The organism is Halorubrum miltondacostae (genome assembly GCF_041379815.1).
GTDB lineage: Archaea > Halobacteriota > Halobacteria > Halobacteriales > Haloferacaceae > Halorubrum > Halorubrum miltondacostae.
The window spans coordinates 1-22161 of sequence record NZ_JBEDNY010000002.1; the positions used below are offsets into that span (position 1 = coordinate 1).

The following is a 22161-nucleotide window of genomic DNA, read 5'->3' on the forward strand; positions in this document are numbered from 1 at the left end:
ATTCCGAACACGGAAGTTAAGCCCACCAGCGTACCGTGAAGTACTGGAGTGAGCGATCCTCTGGGAACCACGGGTCGCCGCCTGCCCATTCATTCGGGAGAATACTCCCACTCGGCCCACGGACATTGCGTCCGTGGGCTTTTTTGCTGTATAGCGAGCGGCCACGCCGCTCACACGCGACCGCTAGGCTTAAACGCTCCACAGCGGTACGTTCGAACAGCGCCAAGGTGGCAGAGTCCGGTCAGACGCAGCGGCCTGCAGAGCCGCCCAACGCCGGTTCAAATCCGGCCCTTGGCTTTCTATTTCGGTCGCGATGCCCCGCGAGGTCGGTCCCGCGAACTGAGCCGCTTAGTAACCGTTAAACACCGGGTGACCTATGCGTCAACTATGCAACGACGCGCTGTGGCCGTGTTTGTCGCGCTGTTCCTCGCCGTCGCGGGCGTGGCGGGCGCGCTGACCGCGACGGCCGATAGTCCGGAAATCGGGTTCGAGAATCCGGAGATCGACGCCTCGCAAGGCGACACGATCGACGCCGGTGGGCAGTCGTACGTCGTGGCCGACATCTCCGAGACCGAAGAGGGCGGAGGCGGTCACGGTGGCTCGGCGACGACCGTTATCACCGGGACGCTCGAGCGCGAGTTCACCGCGGAGACTTCCGAGACGTGGGCGAACGGGTCGACCGTCTCGGTCGACGACCGCGAGTGGCGCGTCGAGGTCGCCGGCGAGAACGCCACCGAGTTCACGCTCGTCGAGGTACTCGACCGGCAGGCGATTCTCGAGGCCGACGACGCGGCCGAAAATGAGACGGTCACGCTCGACGACGGCGAGTACGTCGCCGTGACGGACGACTCCGGCGAACGGACTCTGGTGCCCGTCGAGGAGTACTTCCCCGCGCCCGAGCGGCGGTCGTACGCGACGGGCGAGACCCTCGAGTACGACGGACAGACGGTGACGGTCGACGGCGTGTCCGCTGACGGCGCGGTCCTCGTGTGGGAGACCACCGAGACGCAGAGCGTCGAGGTCGGGCAGCACTCGGTGGTGACGCTCGGCGGCACGGACTACGTCGCGCACTTCGAGGACACCTCGACGCTTCAGATGTCGTCGGACATCGAGGCGTACGAGGCGCAGGTCTCCGAGATCGACCAGTACAAGCAGTACAACAGCGGGCTCTCGCGCGTGTTCATCCTCGCGGTCCTGTCGTCGGTCATGCTCACCGGGATGGCGTTCATCCCGTCGCGATACTGATCCGCGGGCGGACCGGGTTCGGTTTTACCTCACTGGATTTCACCGACAGCCACTAGCCCGCGGCAGGTATACCCCGAACATGACATCGACAGCCGAAAAGGTCCGACAGCTCGCTCCGCATTGGGCGGTGATGTTCGTCGCCATATTCGCCGCGCTGGCGGTCGTCGAGCGCGCCGCCGGCGAACTCGGGCTCGCTCTGTCTCTGGCGATCGTGTTGGGCATCGCTTTCGCCTACCCCGTCGCCGTCCGCGCGCTCGGCGTCGCCCCACCTGTCTGGCAACCGTGAGGGTGCCGGCCGGGACGGCGGCTCGGTCCGTGCGGGCACGTCTTCATCGAGCGGGCGAGCCGAGGGGCTCGGACGGTGAGCGCTCGACGGCCCGCCCCCGTCAGTCCGATTACCGGGAGTCGGCCCCGACCGCCGGCCGCGCCGGACTCCTGCCCCGCGTGGAGCGGGACGGCCAGTCTCGGCGCGTAATTCATCGACCGATAACACCGGTGTCAGCCGGTCACGGTCCCGTCCCTCTCTATTTTATACGGCTCGGTCGCGTCGGATCGGTATGAGCGACGAGAAGCCGGCTCCGGTCACGTCGGAGCGCCCGGACGCACCGTTTCACACCAGCGGCACCGACCACGTCACGGTCTGGGGCAGCAACGAGGAGGACACGCTCGCGTTCTACCGCGACCTGCTCGGGATGCCGCTCGTCTTGCGGCAGCCCAACCTCGACGACCCCTCGCAGACGCACCTGTTCTTCGACACCGGCGACGGGCGGATCCTCACGGTGTTCGTGAGCGACGAGCGGGCGTCCGCGCGCGGTCAGCGCGTCAACACGGGAGCAGTCCACCACCTGTGTTTCAGCGTCGAGCCCGACGAGTACGAGGAGATCATGGCGGCGCTCGAAGACGCGGGGAAGGGGTACAACGTGTTCGACCGCGGCATCTTCCACTCGATCTACACGCAGGACAACAACGGGCTCGTGATCGAGCTCTCCGCCGACAAGTACGAGATACCCGACGACCGGAAGGGCGAGGTGCTCGCGACCGCGCAGCGGCTCCGCGAGGAGGACGGCGCGGACTTCGCCCAGGACCGACACATGGAGGGCGCGCTCGAAGAGCTCGGCCTGCCGGTGAACAAACACGACCTGCCCGACGCCGACGCCGGCGTCGGGATGTGAGATGCCCGCCCGATCGCCGGGGCCGCACGGCGGGGCCGACCCGCACGGCGACGAACCGCTGGTCACGGCCGGGACGCCGCTCGCCGACGCGGACGCGACGCTCGTGCTCGTCCACGGCCGAGGCGCGACCGCACGCAGCGTTGTCGACCTCGGCGAGCAGCTCGCGGGGAACCGCAACGTCGCGCTCCTCGCCCCGGCGGCCGCCGGCAACACCTGGTATCCGAATTCGTTCCTCGAGCCGGTCGCGGACAACGAGCCGGGACGGAGCTCGGGCCTCCGGGCCGTCGGCGCGGCCGTCGATCGGGCGGTCGAGGCGGGAATCCCCCGCGAACGCGTCGTCGTCGGGGGGTTCTCGCAGGGCGCGTGTCTCGCGAGCGAGTTCGTCGCCCGCAATCCGGCCCGGTACGGCGGGGTCGCAGTGTTCAGCGGCGGACTGATCGGCGAAGCGGTCGACGTCGGCGACTACGTCGAGGACGCGATCGGTGGCGCTGAGTCGGAACCGAGCGACGACGCCGAGAGTCCCCTCGCGGGCACGCCCGCGTTCATCGGGTGTAGCGATGTCGACCCGCACATCCCCGAGGAGCGCGTCCACGAGACGACCGCGGTGTTGGAGGCACTCGGGGCCGACGCGGACGAGCGGATCTACGAGGGGATGGGACATGGGATCAACGAGGAGGAGGTCGCGGCGGTGGCGGAGCTGGTCGCGTCACTGTCGTAGGCCTCCGGTTACGGGTCCGATCGCCGGCGCGCGCCGTCACGACACCGCCGCGATCGAGAGCCCCAGCGTCGCCAGCGCCGTGAGGAACAGGACCCCGCCCACCGCCGTCAGCGACGCCGAGAGACCGCCCGTCACCGTCGCTACCGAAGCCGGCACGCCGACCGCCGCGCCGATGAGCGCCACCGAGACGAGCCCCAAGGCCATCGGGTCGGCGCTCCCGACGCCGCGCCGGAGGCCCGGGAACGCCGTTGTTCGGTCGTCGCCCGTCCGACCGCGGCCCGCTCCGTCGGCCTTCCCGCTCGCACCGCGGTCGCCCTCCGGCCGCCGTCCCGTCACGATCCGCCAGCGGCCGTGCTCGCTGCGCGCGCGAGCGAACTCGCCGTCGACGAGGTCGGCGGCCCCGGGCGGGTAGCCGAGCCCGCGGACGAGGTTGAGGAAGTCGCTCTCGTCGTACCGCCCCGCGGTCGGCCACCGATACCGGTCGCGGAGCCGCTCTCCCGTCGGGAGCGCGTACGCGACCCGGACCGTGTCGTCGTCGCGCTCCCACCCGAGCACTTGGACCCGAACCGTGCCGTCGGCGCCGGCGTGTCGATCCAGCAGGTACAGCTCCGTCGCGTCGTCGAGTGCCGCGGGGTCGCGCTCCGCGAAGGAGAGCGGCGTCTCCTCCGGTGGCGGTGCCGCCCGCTCGGCCTCGCGCTCGCCGTTCTCCGTCTCCGGAGCGTCCATGCGTGTCGTTGTCATTCGACGGTGATAAGTGTCGGTCCGAACGGCCCGGGCCGTCGGACGCCCGGACCGGCAGCTCGGCTCACGCCAGCCAGTCGTCGGGCTTCGTGTCGTAGTCGACCTCGTCGGCGGTGATCCGCTCCCGAACCGACTCGTCGAGGTCGTGCTCTGTCACCTCGCCCCCGTCGTACTGGAGGCGCACGCCGACCTCGGTGCCGTCCGGCTCCTCTCCCCGCCGCTTGGCGCGCCGGACGGCCCCGTCGTCGTACTCGACGCGGATCGTCGCCAGGTTCACCGGGCGACCCCACAGCTCGAAGGCGCGCTTCAGCGTCGCCTTCGCGCGCTCCTCGTCGAGCGCGACCCCGTTGAACCGGTGGCCGAGGAGGAGCTCGCCCCGGTTCCGGAAGTTCCCGTCCAACACGACGATCGTCGGCTTCCCGAAGTTCGTGAACCGGAGGAGCAGCTTCTTGCGCACGTCCTCGGCGTCGACGCTGGCGACGCGGTGCTCCTCGGCGGCCTGGCTGTACTCGTAGGTGAAGTAGTTCCCTTCCCGGACGAACTCGTCCGTGAGGAACGCGTCGACGAACGTCACGTCGTTGTGGCTCTCGCGCACCGAGAACATGCGCTCCCAGCCGGCAGCGCGGTCGACGTCGGCGACCGCCTCCTCGACGGTCTCGTACCGGTCGACGTCGAAGAGGTACCGCGCCTGCTCCTCGAGTGCCTCCCGCGAGACGTTGCGGAGCGCGCCGTGGTGTTCCGGCCGCGAGAGAACGTAGTGTCGCTCCGCGAGCCCCTCGCGCGTGAGGAGCTTCCACGGGTAGCGCTCGACGTCGATGTCGTCGCTCGCCTCGTCGTCGCCGTCCCGGGCGGACAGCGCCCGGTCGACCGCCTCGGCGTCGACCCGCGAGTCGCCAGCGGCAGCGAGGTCGGCGAGTTCGTCGAGCGTCGCCGGTCCCGCGGCCGCGATTGCCGGGTGCGGCTCGAGCAGGTCCGCGACCTCGTCCAAGTCGATCTGCGAGTGGAAGTTCTCCGGCGTCACCCCCTCGACGCGGAGCAGCTTGTCGACCACCTCCTGGCGCGCGGCGCGGAGCTCCACGTGCGTCCACAGCTCGAACCCGAGCTTGTAGGGGTTGAGGCCGGGCGAGCCGAGCACCCGGGCCATGTGGTCCGCGTAGGTGAGGAACTCGTCGGGGCCGGCGAACCCCTCGCCGCCCATCATCGTCGCCTCCCAGTACGTCGCCCACCCCTCGTTCATCACCTTCGTCTGCTTCTGCCCGGCGAAGTAGTACGCCTCCTCGCGGATCGCGTCGATGACGGTCGTCTCCCACGGCTCGCGGTCGATCGCTTTCCCGCTCTCCGGGTCGTACCGCTTCCCGTGGTCGCGCAGGAAGGCGAGTACGTCGGGACGGGGCGTCTCCGGCTCGACGCCCTCGCCGCGCGCCTCGAGCCACTCGTCGTCGAACACGTCGCGGCGCACCTCCTCGGAGAGGTCGAGGTCGTCGATCCGCGCTTCGATCGCCGCGACCGGGTCCTCGTCGCCGTCGCTCACGTCGGCCGCGATCCCCGGCTCCTCGACGGACCGGGCGGCGTCGACCGGGCTGTGCTGGTCGATCGTGTCCTCCATCGCGCTCACGGCGTCGACGAGCCGCTCGACCTCGTCGCGGTCGACGTCGCTCCGCTTCGCGATCGACGCGATCCGGTCGGCGTTGCGCTCCAGCCTCGCGGCGGCGTTCGGGCCGCCCTCGCCGCGGTCAGCGTACAGCCCGAACCACTCGTTGTTCGCGAAGAAGTCCGCGTGCGCCTCGACGTGCGTGATGACGGCCTTCTGGTCGGCCGGGGCGTTCGACTCCTGGAGGAACGCGTGGGAAGGGTCGTCGTTGTTGACGATCTCGAACGCCTTCCCGAGCCCGTGGCGGTCCTTCTTCCGCTGTCGCTCGTAGTTCATCCCCCACCGCCAGTGCGGGTACCGGCGCTGGAAGCCGCCGTAGGCGATCAGCTCGTTCATCTGGTCGTGGTCGACCACCCAGTACCGCACCGGGTACGGCTCCAAGCCAAGCCGCTCGGCGAGTTCGCGCGCTTCGCGCGCCGGCTCGTCGAGGGCCTCGGCCTCGCGTTTCGCCTCGATCCTGTCGTCTCTCATCTGTGTTCACCTCCGTCGGTCCGGCGGGCGACGGTCGCCCCGTCTGGCGCGCTCCCCCCGCCGCTCGACTCCGTGCTGAGGATCTCGTAGATGGCGTCGGTGACGTCGTCGGGCTCGGAAACGCGCGCGACGGCCACGTCGTCGGCGTCGCCGAACGCGGACTCGACCTCGTCGGCGTGGCGGGCGTTCGCCGCGCCGTCGCCGGGCTGGGTCTCGACGTACGCCTGGAGGTTGGCGTCGATCGACTCCATCGCCGGGATCACGTTGTCTCTGGTGTCGCTGCCGGCGTTCTCCGAGTCACCCGCGGCGAACACGTACCGGTTCCACTCGCTGTACGGGTACTCCGTCAACAGCTCCTCGACGAGGTCGTACGCGCTGGAGATCCGGGTGCCGCCGCCGGACTGGATCCCGAAGAACTCCTCGCGGTCGACCTCCCAGGCCTCCGCGTCGTGGACGACGTACCGGAACTCGGCGGCGTCGTACTTCCCGGTCAGGTACCAGTCCATCGGCGTGAACACGCGCTCGACGAGCTCCCGCTTCGTCTCGCGCATCGAGCCGGAGGCGTCGCGGACGTTGATCACCACGACGTTGCGCTCGCGCTTCTCGATCACCTCCGGGTGGCGGAACCGCTCGTCCTCGCTGCGGAACGGGACGCTGTCAAGCCCCTCGCGCCGGATCCGGTGCGTGACGGGCTCGCGGTCGACCCCGTCGTCGAGTGCCTCGAAGCTCTCCCACCGGTCGAGCGCGGCGACCGGCTCGCCCGCCTCGTCCGCGACGGTCGCGGCGGCGTCGGCGATCCACGCCCGGGAGACGGGCGTCCCCTGATCGCGCGCCCACGCGAAGACGTCGTCCACGTCGGCCCCGTCGACGAACAGGCCCTCCCGGACGTACGCCTCGTCGAAGTCGGTGGCGAGGTGCCGTTTCAACCCCCGCTTGAAGAACTCGTCCACGTCGAGGGTGCCCCGTGGTCCGGAGCGGGCGGTGTCGGTGAAGTCGCCCTCCACCTCCTCTATCACCTGCTTCCCCTTCGGTTCGAGGTCGAGCCCGAGCGCCTCGTCGAGCTCGCGCGCGAACTCCTCCGGGTCCATCTCGTAGTACTCGTGGTCGCCGCCCTCTTCGCCCGGCTCACCCTCCTCGTCGCCGTCGCCGGGCTCGGGCTCGACCGGCTGGCCGGGCTGCGGCTGCCCGTCGCCGCCCTGCCCGACCCCACCGGCGGAGCGCTGGTCGTACTCGAACGCCGGGAGGTCGACGACCTTGATCGGGATCCGGACCCGGTCTGCGCCGGACCCGCCGAGGTCGCCGTGGCTAATGAACTCGGCGAGGTCCGCGCGGCGGGTCTCGCCCACCTCGCGGAAGCGCTCGCGGTCCTCGGTCAGTCCCACGGGCTCTCACCCCCGTTCGGGCCGACGCCGTCGTCCGGGTCGTCGCCGACGCGCCCGCCGTCGACCTCGGGCCACTCGTCGCGGACCTGCTCCATCACGGCCCGGCTGGTCAGCTCCGCGGACGCGGGGCTGTACCCGCGCTCGCACAGCCGGTCGATCGTCTCCGACTTCACTCGCTCCGTCTCGGTGTCCGCGGGCGGATCGGGCCACGCCGCGGGGTCGAGGTCCGGGAACCGGCGCTTCACGTCGGCCAGCTCGTTCGCGTCGATCACCGCCTTCAGCTCCGGCACCTCCGCGAGGTCGACGTCGTCGACGCTGAACGCGTCGTCGCGGTTGCGCCACGCGTACTGGGTGAGCCCGCGGATCACGCGCTTGCGCCGGAACTGCTCGACGTCGCGCCCGGGCTCGGTCCCTCGGTAGTCGCCCTCGTCGAACCGCCCGAGCGTCTCCGTCTCGAACACCTTCATGACGAGCGGGTCCGGGGCCTCGTCCTCCCGGCCCCGCGTCGTCGGGTCCTCGTCGTCCCACGCGTACACGTGCTCGACGTACTCGGCGACCGTCTCCGTCGAGACGGTCTCCTCCGCGAGCATCGCGTCGATCACGTCCTCGCGCTGTCGCTCGCGGATCCGGGTCGCGACCGCCCCGCGCCGCCCCTCGAACTCCGCGACCTCCGCCCGCGAGAACAGCGGCGCGTCGGCGAGCCCGCCGGCCATCGCGTCGAGCACGTCCGTCGGGGTGACGACACGCTCGACCGGCAGCTCCGGGTGGTGGCGGTCGGCGGTCGTCGCGAGCAGGTCGGCGACCGCGTCGCGGGCGTAGGTGACCGGGATCCCGTTGCGCCCGTCGCCAGGGGCGAGGTCGACGTCGGCGACGGTGACCGCATCGTCGCCGCGCCCGACCTCGCCGGTCTCGTACAGCTCGGCGGTCTCGATCAGGTCGAGGTCGCCGGGCAGGTCGTCGGCGTCGAGCCGTGTGACCACCGCGTACAGCGCCGCGGCGCCGATCGCGTGCGGCGCGATCTCGCGCTCGGCCACGCTCCCGTCCGACTCCCGGACGTCGACCGACAGCGGCGCGGTCCCCGGGTCGCTCTTCGCGTGGTTGTCCGCCGTCGGACCGCTCGCGACGGCCGATTCGGCGTCGCCCTCGACGGTCGCTCCACCGACCGCGGTCGCCCCGGCGATCTCCCGTCGGAGCAGCCGGGCCTCCAGGCGGCGATTCGTGAGGTAGCGGAACTCGTGTTTCGAGAGCCGCCGCTTCAGCGCCTTCAGCGGGTCGGCGTCGCCGCGCTCGGCGTGGCGGTCCAGCTCTGCGTCGAGGTCGGGGTTCGAGATGACGATCAGCTGGGTGTCGAGGTCCATCCCGATCCCCTTGTCGAGCTTCACGCGCCGCTCGTCGGGCACGTTGAGCAGCCGGCGGAGGAGGTCGGCGTGCTGGCTCGCGTCCTCGACGACGGTCGCGACGCCGTTCCCCTGCGAGAGCACGCCGTCGTAGCTGAACGCCTGCGGGTTCTTCCGGCCGCGGGAGTCGAGCTCGCGCAGCATGCCGCCCATCCACGAGCCGACGAGCCGCTCTTTCGGGGACCCGTCGTCCTCTGCGTGGAGGACGCCGATCCCCCGGCCGACGTCGACCACGTAGCTCGTCACGCGGAGGTGGTCGCGGTCGGTGATCGCCGAGAAGAGGTCCCGTCGCCCCTGCTCGCGGTAGGTCGACTCCAGGTGGTCGTACGCCTCGCGGCTGAACGGGTCGAGCTCCACGTCGGCCGCGATCGGGTAGGCGTCGCCGTCGACCGCGTCGGCGACCGACTCCCGGACCGGCTCCGGGAAGACGGACAGCGGGTGCGTCTGGACCGGACTGCGGTACCACGCGCCGGTGTCGCCGCCGTCGCCGTACGAGAGCGACGCGGCCCCCGCCCCGCCCCCGCCGCCTGCGCCGGCGCCGGTGACGTTCCACTCGACAGTGTACCGGCGGCCGGCGTCCGTCTTCGAGAACGCGCGGAGCCCGTTCACCAGGCACCGCTTGAATTCCGACTTGCCGGTCGCGGTCGGGCCGTCGATCCAGACTATCGTCTCGTCGTTGCCGCGCCCGGTCGCGGCCGCGCGCAGGTCGTCGACGAACGCGTTGAGCGCGCGGGTGTTGCCCAACACGGCGTGTTCCCCGTCGTTCGCCGGGTCGTCGAAGAAGCGGTACCGGTCGAGCGTCTCACCGCGCTCGCGGACCTCTCGGGTCCCCTGCGACTCGATCGCCGCGAGGACGTACCCCGCGCCGGAAGCGGCCGCGGTCGGCCGCTCCAGCACGCGGTCGACGTAGGACTCGAGGCTCATCGGCGGGTCGTACGCCCCCCGGAGCGCCTCGTCGGCCGCGTCGACGAACCCCTCGCCGTCGGGTCGGGTGCGGTCGCTCATCTCAGTCCCCGCCGTCCTCGATCTCCGAGCGCGCGACCGCCGCGCCCGCGTACTCCAACACCTCGGCGGCCCCGTCCTCGGAGTAGCCGCGGTCGACTAAGGCGTCGACCCAGGCGCTCCGGTCCTCGTCGTCGAGGTCGGTCGCGGACACTAACGCCGAGAAGTTGATGTTGTGCTTCTTGTCCTCCCACAGCTTGCGCTCCAGGGCGCGGCGGAGGCGGTCGTTCTCCTGCGGGTCGAACCCGCGCCCCTCGCGGGCGCGCCGGGAGACCCAGTTCGACACCTCCTGACGGAAGTCGTCCTTCCGGTCGGAGGGGACGTCGAGCTGCTCTTCGACCGCGCGCAGGAACGTCTCGTCCGGCTCGGTCTCCCGGCCGGTGAGCTCGTCGTCGACGGTGTCGTCGTCGATGTACGCCATCACGTGGTCCATGTACTTCTCGCCCTGCCGCCGGAGCTCGTCGACGTCGTACGCCAGCGCGTGGCGCACGTCCTCGATCGCCCGTTCGCGGTACTCCTCGCGGACGGTCTCTAGGAGCCGCTCGTAGCGGCCGAGGTCCTCGGCCGCGATCGAGCCGTGGCCGCCGAGGTTCGCTTCGAAGTGGTCGAAGACGGACAGCGGCGAGAGGTGGCTGCGGTCGCGGTGCGTCGCGTCCATGATCGCCTCGGCGATCTCGTCGCCGACGAACCGCGCGGAGATCCCGTCCATCCCCTCGCCGACGTCGGCGGACTCGGCGGCGTCCTCCCGGAGCTTCCGCCGATCGATCTCCTCGTCTTCGAGCTCGCCGTTGTACGCCTTCGCCTTCTCCAACAGGTTCACCGTCTCGTCGGTTGGCTCCTCCAACCGGGTGAGAACCCCGAAGAGCGCGGCCATCTCCAGCGCGTGGGGCTCGACGTGGACGTTGGGCACGTCCGCGTTGGCGAGCATCTTCTCGTAGATGTTCGCCTCGCTCTCGTACTCCAACACGTACGGGTAGTCGATCCGCTTGGTGCGGTCGTTGAACGCCTCCATCTTCTGGTCGCCGGTCTTCTCGCGGTACTCCGGCATGTTCGTCCGGCCGACGATCACCTGGTCGATGTCGATCCGCGGGTTGTTCTTCGGCTTGATCGTCGACTCCTGGGAGGCGTGGAGGAAGTCGTAGAGGAACTCCCGCTGGAGCTTGAGCAGCTCCTCGCCGGAGAAGAGGCCGCGGTTCGCGTTACAGAACGCGCCGGCGTAGTCGAACGCCCGCGGGTCGGACTCGCCGTAGACGGCGAGCTTCGCGTAGTTGACGTCGCCGGTGAGCTCGGTCTCGTCCTGATTCTTCTTGTCCTTCGGCTCGAACGTCTCGATACACTCCCGACGGTTCTCGTCGGCCACAAGCCGGACGACCTCGACGTGCTTGTCGAGGACGCGCTCTAAGTCGTCGTCGTAGTGCGCGAGCAGCTCGTTCAGGTAGAACTCCGAGGCTGGGTCCGGGTGCTGGTCGTTCCGGAGCGTGTAGGGAGCGTCGAGCAGCTCGTTGAGGTCGTCGATCACGGCCTGCCGCTGCGGCTTCGGGAGGAGGACGAGCGGGTCCTGGCTCATCGGCGAGCGGACGGTGTCGTCGTCTGGGTCTTGGTCGTCGATCACCGAACAGAGGTCGACCCACCGGAAGGTGTACATCCGGCCGGCGTCCTCGCGGGTGTACGCCTCGAAGTAGCGGCGCACGAGCCAGTCGAAGTGCGACTTCCCGGAGCCGACCGGCCCCAACAGGAGCTTGATCCGCTTCTCGGGGCCGAGCCCGCGGGCGCCGGACTTCACTTTGTTGACGAACTCGTGGATCGCCTCGTGGACCTCGCGGCCGTAGAACACGTTCTCGCCGTCGTGGTGCGGGTCCTCCGCGGCGAGCGCGTACTCGACGACGCCGCGTTCCTCGTCGTAGTGGGTCCCGTAGTAGTCGAACATGTCCGCGACGCGCTGGTGGGCGTTCCGCGCGATCCGCGGGTCGTCGTACAGCGCGTCGAGGTACCAGTCGAATGATCGCGCCGCTCTGAGATCGTCCGGAACCTCCGTCCGGTACTCCTCGCTGAGCCGTTCGAGCGTGTGTCGTTCTGCCATCGTATCACGTTCGCTCGGATCGCGGGTGGCGTCGTTCGGCCCCGACGCGACGGCTTGAGTCGTCGCTCACCGTGCGCGTGTCGACAACTCGTCTGACCGCGAGCAGCGCGTCGTCGTTCTCCGTGTCGGTGCCGGTGGTCGCCTCGCCCGTATCCGAGGCTATATATATGGGAGAGACTCTCACGGATAAGTATGTCGCTCGTTGACACTCGTCACTCTCCGTCCGGCCCCGTCGCCCTCGCCGAGTCCCCCCGGTTCACCGACGGTTCTTCGGTCGGTCTTATCAACGGTTCGTGAGATCGACGGCGGGGCTCGGCGCGTCCCCCCGGCGAGCGCTCGCGCGCGGACGCCGCGACCCGTTTTGGAACCGGAACCATCGGCCCCGGCACGCAGCCTTTTGCGGGACGCCCCCGCACCACCGGTGTGACGTTCAGCATCTGCGTCCGCGAGCGGTACACCGACGAGGACGGCGACGACCAGATCCGGTTCGGCGTGGCGGTGACGACCCGGCTGCCGGGCGTCGGCACCCTGTGTCCGTTCGCCTCGTCGGACGGGGCGGTGGCGACCCAGTCGCTCGTCAATGTCGAGTTGGGGCGGAAGGGGGTCGAGTACCTCGGCGACGGCTTGGCGGTCGACGACGCGCTGGAGGCGCTGTTGAACGCCGACGAGGGGAGCGCCCAGCGCCAGCTCCACGGCGTCGACGCCGACGGGACGTTCGCGTTCTCCGGCGACGAGTGTAACGGCTGGTACGGCCACCGCGAGGGACAGAACTACACGGTCGCCGGCAACCTCCTGACGGGCGAAGACGTCGTCGAGGACACCGCGGCCGCCTACGAGTCCGACGCCCACGGCGACGCGCCCCTCGCCGAGCGGCTGATCGACGCCCTCGCCGCGGGGCACGCCGCGGGCGGCGACAAGCGCGAGGACCTCGAGGTCCAGTCCGCCGCGCTGCTCGTCCGGACCACCGAGGAGGAGGCGGACGACCCGTACTACAACGACCTCCGCGTCGACGCGAGCGAGACGCCGGTCGCGGACCTCCGCGAGACGTACGAGACGGCCAAGCGCGGCTACGAGACCATCCTGGAGAAGTACGCGGAGGAAGCTGAAGACGAGGAAGAAGCGGGCGACGAGGGGGCGGCCGACGAGGAGGAGGACGAGACCGAGGGTACCACCGCGGACGACGCCGGGGAGTAGCGCCCTCGCTTAGACCGATAGCCGCGCGAGGATCGGCAGGTGGTCGGAGGGGTACCGCCCGCGGTCGTCCCGGTCCGCGAGCGTCGCGAACGCCTCGACGGACACACTCGGCGAGACGAGCGCGTGGTCGATCCGCCGACCGTCGATGAGGTGAGCGAAGTCGGTGAGACTCGTCTCCGGCCCGTGCCGGAGGTCGGCGGCGGCCGCGGCGTCGCGCAGCCTGGGGCCGTCGCCGGGATCTCCGCTGCCGGCGACTCCGCCGTTACTGCCGTCGTTCCCGCCAGTTTCGACGTCGTCTCCGACGAGGATCCGGTGCGGCTCCGACCCGGGCGTACAGTTGAGGTCGCCGACGAAGACGATCGGGAGTTTCTCGCCGTCCCCGCTACCGGCTCCCTCGCCCGTCGCGAGCGTCGGGAGCAGCTCGCGAAGCAGGCGGGCGGACTCGCGCCGCGCGCGGGCGCTTACGTGGTCGAAGTGCGCGTTGACGACGCGAAGTGCGGCGTCGCCGTTTCGGGCGCGAACCCGCGCCCACGTCGCGATCCGCGGGTGGGTCGCTCCCCATCCCGTCGACGGGGTCTCGGGGGTCTCCGAGAGCCAGAACGTCCCGTCCTCGACGACCTCCCAACGGTCGCTCCGGACGCCGATCGGACACCCCTCGCCCTCGCCGTCCGCCTCGCGGCCCCGCCCGACGAACTCGTACTCCGGGAGCCGGTCCCGGAGGTCGCGGCGCTGTTCGGGGACCGGCTCCTGGAACGCGGCGACGTCAGGCCGGTGAAAGCGGACGAGCCGCCCGACGGCGTCTCGGCGGTCGTGCCAGGCGTCGTGGTGGTCGCCGCGGTTGGCGTAGCGGACGTTGTAGCTCAGTACCCGGATCGCGGTCATTACCGTTGGGGTCGACGGGGAGGCGATTAAAATGCGCGGAGCGACGGCGGCGGCCGCGCGTGGCCGGCCGGCGTCTGCCGCCGCCGAGACGGATTCACGGGCGGCGATCGACTGCCGCTCCCCGGCCGCTCACACAGAGAACTCGTAGAGGTCGTCGCCGACGTGGTGGATCGACTCGACGACTTTCCCGCTGTCGCCGACCATCTCGTCGCCGTCGGCCAGCGCGCGGCCCACCGCCAGCACCTTCCCGTGTGTCTCCTCGGCGATCACGACGAGGTCGTCCGCGCGGATCTCCGGGTCGGCCTCGACGATGCCCGGGCGCATCACGTCGGCGCCGTCTGAGACGAACGAGATCGCGCCGGCGTCGACCGTGACGACGCCCGTCTCCGGGTCGTAGTCGTTCGCCCCTCGGACGGTGAGGAACGGCTCGTCGTCGTCGACGTAGAAGACGGCGGGGTCGCCGTCGACCAAGACGAGCTCGTAGCCGGCGTCGACGAACTCCACGAACTCGAAGGTCTCCCCGTCGATGTCGACCCCGAGGTGGTCGGCGACCGCGTCGCGGATCGCGGTGATCTGGTCGCTCCGGAGATGGTGCCGGGATTTCACTTCCATGAGCGTCCGGTCGACCGCTCGGCCGATAAATGGACCGCTCCGCGGCGTGACGGGCCGCCGATCACCGCCGTCGGGGGTCTCACGCGGTTGGATCGATCAAAACGGCCTTATGCTACCTCTCCATATCAGTTCGTATGCTCAATCCGCTCATTGCGAACGTCGCAAACACGCCCGCGATCGTTATCGGGGCGATTGCGACGCTGCTCATCGTCCTCGTCACGTCGGTGAGGGGGACCGGGTGGGAGCCCACCACCGACATCTCGGACGAAGTGATGGAACGCCGCGCGTCCGCGGTCCCGGAGACCGAGTTCCCGGAGCCGGGCAACCGCGCGGTCGGCGGCGGTGGCGGCGGCGGCGCCATCCCGGCCGCCGGCGAGGGAGAGGAGGGCGAGCTCGAAGAGGGCGGCACCGTCAGCTCCGGCCCCGGCGACATCCCCGAAGACGAGGTGGAGTACTTCGAGGTCGAGTTCGTCAAGCAGGGCGAGACGATCGAGCTCTCCAACGACGAGCCGATCCTCGAACAGGGCGAAGACGCGGGGTGGGACCTCCCGTACGCCTGCCGACAGGGGCAGTGCGTCTCCTGCGCCGGCCAGATCGCGGACGGCCCCTCTGAGGACTTCGTCGAGCACGACAACCAGCAGATGCTCGAAGAGGCCGAGATCGACGACGGCTACACGCTCACCTGCGTCGCGTACCCGCGCGACTCCTTCAGCATCGAGACCGGCGAAGCGCCGTAGTCCCGCCGGCGACCGCTCCGCACCGGATCTCCCGCTTCGCCCTCCGCTTCTCGCTTTCCGCTCGCGACACCCTTTTTCGCGTCTCGCCCCAACGAATCGCATGTCCCTCACCACGGCCCTCGTCGGGGGCGGCGGGGGCGTCGCTGTCGCGCTGATCGCCGCGGCCGTCTACCGCGACGCCGCGCGCGTCGGTGTCGACCTCGGTTCGCCGGCGGCGTGGGCCGCGCTCGTCGTCCTCACCGGCGGGGCGAGCCTCGTCACGCTGATCCTCGTCCCCGACGCGCCCCTGCCCGGCGTCCTCGTCCTCACCGCGCTCGGGCCGCTGCTGTACGTGCTCGAACGCGACGACTCGCTGAACGGCGACGACGCGGCCGACCCCACGCGGCTCCCCAGCCAGTCCGGCGAGTCCGCCGACGGAAGCGACGAAGCAGAGCGATAGCGCGCTCGGCTGCCGCCGTTCCGTCTCATCGACGATGACACAGTTCCTTTCGCGAGTTTCTGTGACTCCTAAACCGCAACTTTCCATACCGTCGGCGGTGAAGGAGGTGTAATGAGCGACGAGAGCGACGAAAGCCTCGCGGACCGGGTCGAGCAGTGGATGGTCGGACAGATGCCGATCATCCAGATGCACGGCGGCACGAGCGTCGTGCGCGAGGCGAACCCCGAGACCGGCGAGGTCGTCGTGGAACTCGGCGGCACCTGCTCCGGCTGCGGCATCTCCAACATCACCGCCGACAACATCCGCCGCGACCTCATCATGGACTTCGACGAGGTCGACAACGTCACCGTCCGAACCGCCTCCTCCGGCGACAACGGTGCGTCCACCGTCGAGGGCGGCCGCGGCGGGGAGCTCAAACACGAAACCGAGTCCGCCAACCACTTCTGAACGCGACAGGGGAGTCTCTCCCGGTGTTTCTCTTGCTTACAGCGGCGTGAACGGCAGCGACGCGAGCGAGCCCGGGCCGTAGTCCAGCGCGTCGGCCTGCGAGACGCCCTCCGGCGTCACGAGGTCGATCACACGCGGGGCGTTGTCCGCCGCCCCCTCGTGGGCGCCGCCGAAGACGTAGGCCTCGGCCTCTTCGGCGACCGGCCGCAGGGTGCCGACGTCCTCCGAGCCGACGATCGGCACCACCTCCCAGTCCGCGATGTTGTCGCCGACCACGGACTTCGGTATCGAGATAACCGCTGTGTCTGACTCGAAACTGGTGAACACCTCTGGAGTCCCGAGGCTACCGCCGTTAGTGTCGGTGATCCCCCTCCCGAAGCCACTGGCGTCGATCCGGTACTGCCACGGCTGATCGAACTCTGCGGTAAGATCCAGGTCGTCCAGTGCGGTCGTCCGTCCGTCGCTCGCGTCGGGGTTGCGAAGGTAGACGAGGAAGTAGTGCGGCGAGAAGTCGCCCCCGAACACGTCGTACAGGTTCTCAACCTCGAAGGTGAACCGGTACTCTTCCTCTGTCTCCAAGACGCGGAACGAGCGTAGGTCGAACGCACCGTCCCGGAACGCACCGTTCGTCGGGTAGACGTACTCGCCGGGACCGTCGTCGTCGCCCGCAGGGTCGGTGAACTCGCTAATGATGTCCCCCGGTGCGATCGTGACGGTCTCCGATGCCAGTTCAGCGCCGCCGTCGGGCTCGCGGACGGCGACGTCGAACGTGCCGATCCGCGAGATGCTGAAGCCGAGATCCACCCTTTCGTCCGTCGCGCTCGGCGGGAGCCGGACGTTGCCGACCGACTCGAACTCGCCGTCGACGAAGATATTGACGTTCGTGCCGCCGACGAAAGCGGCGTCGTTCGAGCCGGTCGCCGTGATGAACGGCTCGTTGAGGTCGGCCTCGCTGGCGATGTCGATCGAAATGTCCTGCTCCGGGCGCTCGTACTCCGGGAGGTCGTTGATCTCCCGTCCGCGAGCCGGCCGGAGTCGGACCGCGGTGCCGCCGCTCGGCACCGTAGACGCGAGCAGCGTCGTCGACGGGTCGACGACCGCCTCGTCGATCCGGGTCGCGGTCGGGTCGGCGTCGACGCCGCCACCGATCGCGTCGCCGTAGATCTCCGCGACGTACTTCGGGCCGGACCGGCCGTTTCCGTTGCCGCGACCGTCCTCCTTCCCCCGGTCCTTGCCCTTCCCGCGCTCCGTTCCGTTGCCACGTCCCGGCGCGTTGCCGGAGCTACCGGGTGCGAGGAAGTCGAGCGGCACGTCGACCGCCCGGCCGTCGCCGTCGGTCATGACGCCGAGGTACCACTCGTCGCCGTGCCGGCGGGCGATCGCGAGGTACTCGCCGATCGCGGAGCCGACGACGCGGGTCTCGTCCCAGCCGGCGGCCGGGACGGACTCGATGAAGCCGAACTCGGGTTTGGCGTCGAAGTTCTCGTTCTCGGGGACGTACCCGTCGTACTCGGCGGGAATCGGCGACGACTCTCCCGGCTCGGTGACGGCGACCGCGTTGAGGTTGAAGCCGCCGACGTCGCCGGTGAAGCCGTCCTCGCCGTCCTCGTAGTCGAGCTCGATAGCGATCTCGTTGTCGCCGGCCACCAGTTCGACCTCGGTCGTGAACACCTGCCAGTCGTCCCAGTAGGCGGTGAAGCCCGGCTCGACGGTCTCACGCGTGTCGTTGACGCGCAGGGTCGCTCGCGGCCCGCCGGCGTCGATCACGCGTTGCGCGTTCTCCTCCGGCGCGCTCGCGTACCGGAGATGGAGGTCGTACGTCCCGGCGGCGGGCACGTCGCGGACGACGTACGTCGCCGACGAGCCGCTCGGCGCACGGTTGGGGTCGACGGCGACGTGGTTCGTGCCGAACGCGTCCCGCCACGAGTCGTCGGTGACGAGGCCGTCGAGGTCGCCGGCCGCGGCTTGGAGCCCCTCGCCCACGTCGAACGTCTCGTCGACGTACCCCTCGATCCGGTCGGCGGCCATCTGGAGGCCGCTGAGGTACGTCGGGTACATCGCGAGCTGCTTGGCGCGGGTCGTCTGGATCTGGTCGCCGCGGTCGTCGCCGAACGTGATATCGAAGATGCCGGGCTGAAAGCTCACCGGGCCGGCGAGGTTCCGCGTGAACGGGAGCGTGACGTGGTGGTCGCGGCCGACGTTCGAGCCGAGCTGGCCGAACCCGTCGTACTCTTGGGCCTTCACCACCTCGCGGTTCGCCACATTCGGGTAGGTCCGGATCTCGCCGGTCGGCTTGATCCCCTCGTGGATCTCTAGGAGCTGGCGGTTCGCGGCCGCCTCCCGGATCACCAGTCGGTGGTGGTTCACCGCGAGCTGGTTGTGCTGATTGTGGGTCGGCTTGGCGCCGTCGCCGTTGATGCCGAGGCCCGGGTCCGAGACGTAGCCGTTCTTGATCGAGTTGATCCCCTCGGCCTCGTACCCCGCGAACACGTCCTCGTCGAGGATCGCGGTCTCGTACTGCGGGACGTTGCCGGCCGTCTCGTTGTGGATCGTCATCTCGACTGGGTCCGACAGCGACGCGCCGAACGCGGTCACCTCCGGCACGTCGAAGTCGGGGGTCGAGCCGTCCACCCCGAACTCGAACCCGGTGCCGTCGCCGGGGTAGGTGTCCCACCCCTCGTTCCACCCCTCGACGAGGACGCTGTCGAGCCCGTTATGGCTCGCGAAGCGCATGTACCGCTTCATCCGCTCGGTGCGCGCGCCGTGGACGTACGCGGCGGGGTTGCCGTCGTCCCCGGCGATCTCGTCGTCCGTCTTGTACTCCCAGTTCGCCTGCCCCGCGATCATCGTCCACCAGATGCCGACGTACTTGCGGGGCTCGATCCAGTCCGTGTCCGGCTCGCCGCCCGCGCTCGGCAGCGCCGACTCGTCGAGCGGGTCGGCCAGCAGCGGGACCAGCTGCGACTCGATCAGCTCGCCCGGTCGGTCGACGACCTGTATCGTCCGCCACGGGGTCGCCGCCGGGAGTTCGAGCGACGCCTTCGTCCCGTCCGGGAGCGGCGTGAGCTCCGTCGAGAACGCAGTCCCGCCGTCCGCGTCGCGCGGCGCGAGCGTCGCCGCCGCGTAGTCGTCGAGGTTCGCCTCGTGGACGCTGAGGTACGCGTCGCCCGCGTCGACGGTCAGCGGCGTGTGCGCCCCGGTCCGCATCGGTGTGTCGGTGGGCCGTCGGTTGTCGCTTCCGCCCGGAATCTCCGACAGCGGCGCCTCCGCGTACTCCTGTTCGAACCGCGGGTTCGTCACCGCGTTCTCGATCCACCAGGCGGTGTAGTCCGCCGCGAAGTCGACGCCGGTGTTCTCGGCGGCGACCACCGCCCGCTCGGCGTTGCTCGCGAACCCCTCGCCGAGCACGGTCCGGAGGCCGACCCCGTCGTCGAAGACGCGAATCTGGAGGGTCGCGGTGCGGGCGTCGTCCGCGGTGGTCCCGTCGTCCGCGGCGTCGGCGAGCCCGACACTCAGGGCGTGGTACTCCGCGGACACCTCCTCGTAGGCGCCCCACACCGGCTCCCACTCCTCGGTCGCGACCTGCCGAACCGTGCCCGTGACCGACAGTTGACCGTTCGCCCCCTCCGCGCTCGCCCCGAACGACGGCTGGTTCCGGAAGTCGAACCCGAGCGACGACGGCCCCACGTACGTTGTCCCGTCGCGAGCGACCTCGTAGGTCGGGACCCCGTCGCTCACGTCGACGGTGACCGCGATCGACCCGTCCGGCGACTCTATCCGCTGGACCGAGTCGTCCGCGCCGTTGGCTACCTGCGCGGCGTCGTCGGCCGAGACGGCGCCCGAGTAGGCCGCCGCAGCGACCAACCCCCCCACGCTCCCGAGGAACCCCCGCCGGCTCGTCTCTCTGAACGTTTGCTGTGATCGTTTCTCACGCATTCCGTCCGCAGCGTGTATACGATGAATAATAATGCTATTGTAACGAATCGAAGTGATTGGATTTCGAAACGACCGAGTCTGCGCGTCCCGACGGCCGGACCGCAGTCCTCGAATCGACTCCTACAACGCGTTTTCGAGCGCCGAGGCGACGCTCCGCGCCTTCTCGGCCAGCGGCTCGGGGGTGTGGCCGGCCGCGACCGACTCGGCCAACTCGTCGTCGTCGACGCGTTCGACCGTCCCGTCCGGGTGTTTCATCACGTCGACGTGGAGGTCGACGTAGCGGGCCGCGTCGGGGAACACCTCGACGGGCGTACAGACGTTGACGTACGTCCCGCGGACGGTCCCGTCACGCCCGCGGTACGTGGTCGGGTACCACCAGCGGCCCTCCTTCAGGCTGGTCTCGGCGACGTCGCCGGCCTCGCGGTCGACGCCGAGGCCGTCGTAGGTCCCGCCGCCGCTCATCTCCCGCTCGACGGTGACCGTCCCGTCCGCGTCGACTCCGGTGACGGTCGCCTCCCCGAGCGTGATCAGCCGCCCGTCCGGCTTCCCGTGGTCGATCCGGAGCGCGTCGCCCTCGCGCGGACCGAACGCGTCGGCCACGACCGCGAACGGGAACTCGGCGTCGGCGGCGGGTTCACAGAGCGCCTCGGCGAGGTCGACCCCGGCCGAGGCGTCCGACGACCCGGCCTTCACGCGGTGGTGGCCCGGCATCGTCGCGGTCGCGGTCCGCCGCGCGTCGTCGAGCCCGCCCCGGCTCTCCCGGCCGAACCAGACCCAGACGCCGGCGTTCGGCGCGGCGAGCGGGGCGTCGCGGAGTCGGCCCCTGTCGTCGAGGACGCCGAGCCCGCCTCCAGCCCCGCCGTCGGCTCCGCCCTCGCCGTCCGCTTCGGTCGCCGCGCGCAGCTCCTCGGCGGCATCGACCGCCGCGTCGAGGCCGGCGGTGAGTGCCTCCGTGTCGGCGTCGACGGCAGGGGGCCGCCACACCGCCCGCCAGCCCGCCGGCGGATTGAGGTCGAGGAGGTCGAGCATCCCGGCCAGCTCGCGGGCCGCCTCGTCGTCCCGCACGTCGACGCGCGTCCCGGAGCCTGGTTCGAGCGCGACGAGGTCGCCGCCGACCCGCAGCCTCCCCGCCAACTCGGGGCGGCGGTCGGTCCACGGCGCAGCCGACTCGCGCACCTGGACCCGGACCGGATCGCCCGTCTCGATCCGGGCGTCGATGTCGCCGTACGGGAGGTACCCCTCGGTGGCCGCTGCGGGCGCGCCCGTCGCTCCGCCGTCGTCACCGACTCGGAGGTCGACCACCGCGCCGCCGCCGAGGGTCTCCGTCACCTCGCCGTCGAGGACGGTCCTCGGCGGCGTCGGGTCGGGCCACGCGAGCGCGTCGCGCCCCACGCCGGTCAGGAACTCTCGGACCGCGCCGAGCGCGTCGGGGTCACCGCTCGCGCCGATCCCCTGTCGGTCCCCGCTCGTCTCGATCCGGACGTCGGGCGGCTCGGTCCCGAACTCGGCGTCGAACCGCCGGCGGATCGGCCCGGAGGCGTCGACAACCTCGTGACCGGCGTCGAGCAGGCGCGCGGTGAGGGCCGTCGCGTAGATACCGCGGACGCGGGCACGGACCATCGTCAGAGGGCCTCGCGCTCTCGCGCGAACCGCACGCGGTCGTTGACCGTGTCCCCGAGCGAGAGCTCGACGACGGTCGGCGTGCCGCCGTCGTCTTCCCGAAGGATCCGCCCGCCCTCTACCGGGACGCCCCAGCCGTCGAGCGAGAGGTAGCCGCGGAGGTCGCTCCCGTGCGTGAACAGGTCGACGTCGGCGCTCGCGTGCTCCTGAATCGACGCGGCGCTGTGCGCCATTTCCATGTCCGAGTAGTAGGCGCCGTCTCCGCCGAAGAACTCCCGGAGGCGGTCGGCGTCTCTCGCGACCAGTTCCGCGACTCGGTCCGAGGCGTCGGCGACGGCATCGGCGTCCAACCCGGCCTCCTTTAGGGCGCGCTGGACCCGCGGGTCGAAGTGCATACCCCGCCTTCGCCCGCCGCGGTTTCAATCCTGTCGGCCG

General features: G+C 70.4%; 18 protein-coding genes, 1 tRNA gene and 1 rRNA gene. 10 read left to right on the plus strand and 10 right to left on the minus strand.

What is annotated here, in order from left to right; translation table 11 throughout:
• From rrf to ABNG04_RS05535, 6 genes are all read left to right on the plus strand, one after another.
• A 5S ribosomal RNA gene (gene rrf, locus ABNG04_RS05510) occupies nt 1-86 on the plus strand; the annotation flags it as partial.
• Between the two features lie 135 nt (nt 87-221).
• Nucleotides 222-297 (plus strand) — tRNA-Cys (locus ABNG04_RS05515).
• A gap of 90 nt (nt 298-387) precedes the next feature.
• Nucleotides 388-1245, plus strand: a complete 858-nt coding sequence (locus ABNG04_RS05520; protein WP_510952313.1) for a DUF8231 family protein — start codon at nt 388-390, stop codon at nt 1243-1245.
• A gap of 79 nt (nt 1246-1324) precedes the next feature.
• The gene (locus ABNG04_RS05525) at nt 1325-1531 is read left to right on the plus strand and encodes a hypothetical protein (RefSeq protein WP_371160783.1); all 207 of its coding nucleotides are present in this window, start codon (nt 1325-1327) and stop codon (nt 1529-1531) included.
• Nucleotides 1532-1802: 271 nt separating this feature from the next.
• Complete coding sequence (locus tag ABNG04_RS05530; RefSeq protein WP_371160785.1) at nt 1803-2417, plus strand: VOC family protein; 615 nt, start codon at nt 1803-1805, stop codon at nt 2415-2417.
• Nucleotide 2418: 1 nt separating this feature from the next.
• Nucleotides 2419-3135 carry an alpha/beta hydrolase gene (locus ABNG04_RS05535; RefSeq protein ID WP_371160786.1) on the plus strand — a complete coding sequence of 239 codons (717 nt, stop codon included), beginning with the start codon at nt 2419-2421 and terminating at the stop codon, nt 3133-3135.
• A gap of 36 nt (nt 3136-3171) precedes the next feature.
• On the opposite strand, the gene ABNG04_RS05540 is transcribed toward ABNG04_RS05535, so the two are convergent.
• The 5 genes from ABNG04_RS05540 to ABNG04_RS05560 all read right to left on the minus strand — a co-directional run bounded on the left by ABNG04_RS05540 (nt 3172) and on the right by ABNG04_RS05560 (nt 11859).
• Nucleotides 3172-3861 carry a hypothetical protein gene (locus ABNG04_RS05540; protein ID WP_371160788.1) on the minus strand — a complete coding sequence of 230 codons (690 nt, stop codon included), beginning with the start codon at nt 3859-3861 and terminating at the stop codon, nt 3172-3174.
• A gap of 79 nt (nt 3862-3940) precedes the next feature.
• A complete protein-coding gene (locus ABNG04_RS05545; protein WP_371160790.1) occupies nt 3941-5998 on the minus strand; it encodes a SpoVR family protein in 2058 nt (685 codons plus the stop codon).
• Nucleotides 5995-7380, minus strand: coding sequence for a DUF444 family protein (locus ABNG04_RS05550; RefSeq protein ID WP_371160792.1), 1386 nt, complete (start codon nt 7378-7380; stop codon nt 5995-5997). The genes ABNG04_RS05545 and ABNG04_RS05550 overlap by 4 nt, the downstream gene beginning before the upstream one ends.
• Nucleotides 7371-9782: a kinase anchor protein gene (locus tag ABNG04_RS05555; protein WP_371160794.1), complete on the minus strand. Its 2412-nt coding sequence runs from the start codon at nt 9780-9782 to the stop codon at nt 7371-7373. Before ABNG04_RS05555 ends, ABNG04_RS05550 begins: the two co-directional genes overlap by 10 nt.
• Nucleotide 9783: 1 nt before the next feature.
• Nucleotides 9784-11859, minus strand: coding sequence for a PrkA family serine protein kinase (locus tag ABNG04_RS05560; protein WP_371160796.1), 2076 nt, complete (start codon nt 11857-11859; stop codon nt 9784-9786).
• A 423-nt stretch (nt 11860-12282) separates the two neighbouring features.
• On the opposite strand from ABNG04_RS05560, the gene ABNG04_RS05565 reads away from it, so the two are divergent.
• On the plus strand, nt 12283-13053 hold the full coding sequence (locus ABNG04_RS05565) for a DUF1028 domain-containing protein (protein ID WP_371160798.1): 771 nt from the start codon (nt 12283-12285) through the stop codon (nt 13051-13053).
• 9 nt (nt 13054-13062) lie between these two features.
• On the opposite strand, the gene ABNG04_RS05570 is transcribed toward ABNG04_RS05565, so the two are convergent.
• Both ABNG04_RS05570 and ABNG04_RS05575 read right to left on the minus strand, forming a co-directional pair.
• Nucleotides 13063-13935, minus strand: coding sequence for an endonuclease/exonuclease/phosphatase family protein (locus ABNG04_RS05570; protein ID WP_371160800.1), 873 nt, complete (start codon nt 13933-13935; stop codon nt 13063-13065).
• 129 nt (nt 13936-14064) lie between these two features.
• Nucleotides 14065-14547 carry an RNA-binding protein gene (locus tag ABNG04_RS05575; protein ID WP_371160801.1) on the minus strand — a complete coding sequence of 161 codons (483 nt, stop codon included), beginning with the start codon at nt 14545-14547 and terminating at the stop codon, nt 14065-14067.
• 134 nt (nt 14548-14681) lie between these two features.
• Here ABNG04_RS05575 and ABNG04_RS05580 point away from each other — a divergent pair, with 134 nt between their 5' ends.
• The 3 genes from ABNG04_RS05580 to ABNG04_RS05590 all read left to right on the plus strand — a co-directional run bounded on the left by ABNG04_RS05580 (nt 14682) and on the right by ABNG04_RS05590 (nt 16170).
• Nucleotides 14682-15284: a 2Fe-2S iron-sulfur cluster-binding protein gene (locus tag ABNG04_RS05580; RefSeq protein ID WP_371160803.1), complete on the plus strand. Its 603-nt coding sequence runs from the start codon at nt 14682-14684 to the stop codon at nt 15282-15284.
• Between the two features lie 100 nt (nt 15285-15384).
• Entirely contained in the window at nt 15385-15723 is a 339-nt protein-coding gene (locus ABNG04_RS05585; RefSeq protein ID WP_371160805.1) for a hypothetical protein, read from the plus strand.
• A gap of 111 nt (nt 15724-15834) precedes the next feature.
• Complete coding sequence (locus tag ABNG04_RS05590) at nt 15835-16170, plus strand: NifU family protein (protein WP_008444204.1); 336 nt, start codon at nt 15835-15837, stop codon at nt 16168-16170.
• Between the two features lie 36 nt (nt 16171-16206).
• Here ABNG04_RS05590 and ABNG04_RS05595 read toward each other — a convergent pair whose 3' ends face one another.
• From ABNG04_RS05595 to ABNG04_RS05605, 3 genes are all read right to left on the minus strand, one after another.
• Nucleotides 16207-20043, minus strand: coding sequence for a glycoside hydrolase family 97 N-terminal domain-containing protein (locus ABNG04_RS05595; protein WP_371161923.1), 3837 nt, complete (start codon nt 20041-20043; stop codon nt 16207-16209).
• A 183-nt stretch (nt 20044-20226) separates the two neighbouring features.
• Nucleotides 20227-21726, minus strand: coding sequence for a ribonuclease FAU-1 family protein (locus ABNG04_RS05600; RefSeq protein WP_371160807.1), 1500 nt, complete (start codon nt 21724-21726; stop codon nt 20227-20229).
• Between the two features lie 2 nt (nt 21727-21728).
• A complete protein-coding gene (locus tag ABNG04_RS05605; protein ID WP_371160808.1) occupies nt 21729-22121 on the minus strand; it encodes a DUF7532 family protein in 393 nt (130 codons plus the stop codon).
• Between the last annotated feature and the right edge of the window lie 40 nt (nt 22122-22161).

Excerpts from the sequence above, each read along its gene's own strand:
- ABNG04_RS05520 (WP_510952313.1), top strand. The coding sequence starts at position 388 with ATGCAACGACGCGCTGTGGCCGTGTTTGTCGCGCTGTTCCTCGCCGTC.
- ABNG04_RS05525 (WP_371160783.1), top strand. The coding sequence starts at position 1,325 with ATGACATCGACAGCCGAAAAGGTCCGACAGCTCGCTCCGCATTGGGCG.
- ABNG04_RS05530 (WP_371160785.1), top strand. The coding sequence starts at position 1,803 with ATGAGCGACGAGAAGCCGGCTCCGGTCACGTCGGAGCGCCCGGACGCA.
- ABNG04_RS05535 (WP_371160786.1), top strand. The coding sequence starts at position 2,419 with ATGCCCGCCCGATCGCCGGGGCCGCACGGCGGGGCCGACCCGCACGGC.
- ABNG04_RS05540 (WP_371160788.1), bottom strand. The coding sequence starts at position 3,861 with ATGGACGCTCCGGAGACGGAGAACGGCGAGCGCGAGGCCGAGCGGGCG.
- ABNG04_RS05545 (WP_371160790.1), bottom strand. The coding sequence starts at position 5,998 with ATGAGAGACGACAGGATCGAGGCGAAACGCGAGGCCGAGGCCCTCGAC.
- ABNG04_RS05555 (WP_371160794.1), bottom strand. The coding sequence starts at position 9,782 with ATGAGCGACCGCACCCGACCCGACGGCGAGGGGTTCGTCGACGCGGCC.
- ABNG04_RS05560 (WP_371160796.1), bottom strand. The coding sequence starts at position 11,859 with ATGGCAGAACGACACACGCTCGAACGGCTCAGCGAGGAGTACCGGACG.
- ABNG04_RS05570 (WP_371160800.1), bottom strand. The coding sequence starts at position 13,935 with ATGACCGCGATCCGGGTACTGAGCTACAACGTCCGCTACGCCAACCGC.
- ABNG04_RS05575 (WP_371160801.1), bottom strand. The coding sequence starts at position 14,547 with ATGGAAGTGAAATCCCGGCACCATCTCCGGAGCGACCAGATCACCGCG.
- ABNG04_RS05580 (WP_371160803.1), top strand. The coding sequence starts at position 14,682 with ATGCTCAATCCGCTCATTGCGAACGTCGCAAACACGCCCGCGATCGTT.
- ABNG04_RS05585 (WP_371160805.1), top strand. The coding sequence starts at position 15,385 with ATGTCCCTCACCACGGCCCTCGTCGGGGGCGGCGGGGGCGTCGCTGTC.
- ABNG04_RS05590 (WP_008444204.1), top strand. The coding sequence starts at position 15,835 with ATGAGCGACGAGAGCGACGAAAGCCTCGCGGACCGGGTCGAGCAGTGG.
- ABNG04_RS05600 (WP_371160807.1), bottom strand. The coding sequence starts at position 21,726 with ATGGTCCGTGCCCGCGTCCGCGGTATCTACGCGACGGCCCTCACCGCG.
- ABNG04_RS05605 (WP_371160808.1), bottom strand. The coding sequence starts at position 22,121 with ATGCACTTCGACCCGCGGGTCCAGCGCGCCCTAAAGGAGGCCGGGTTG.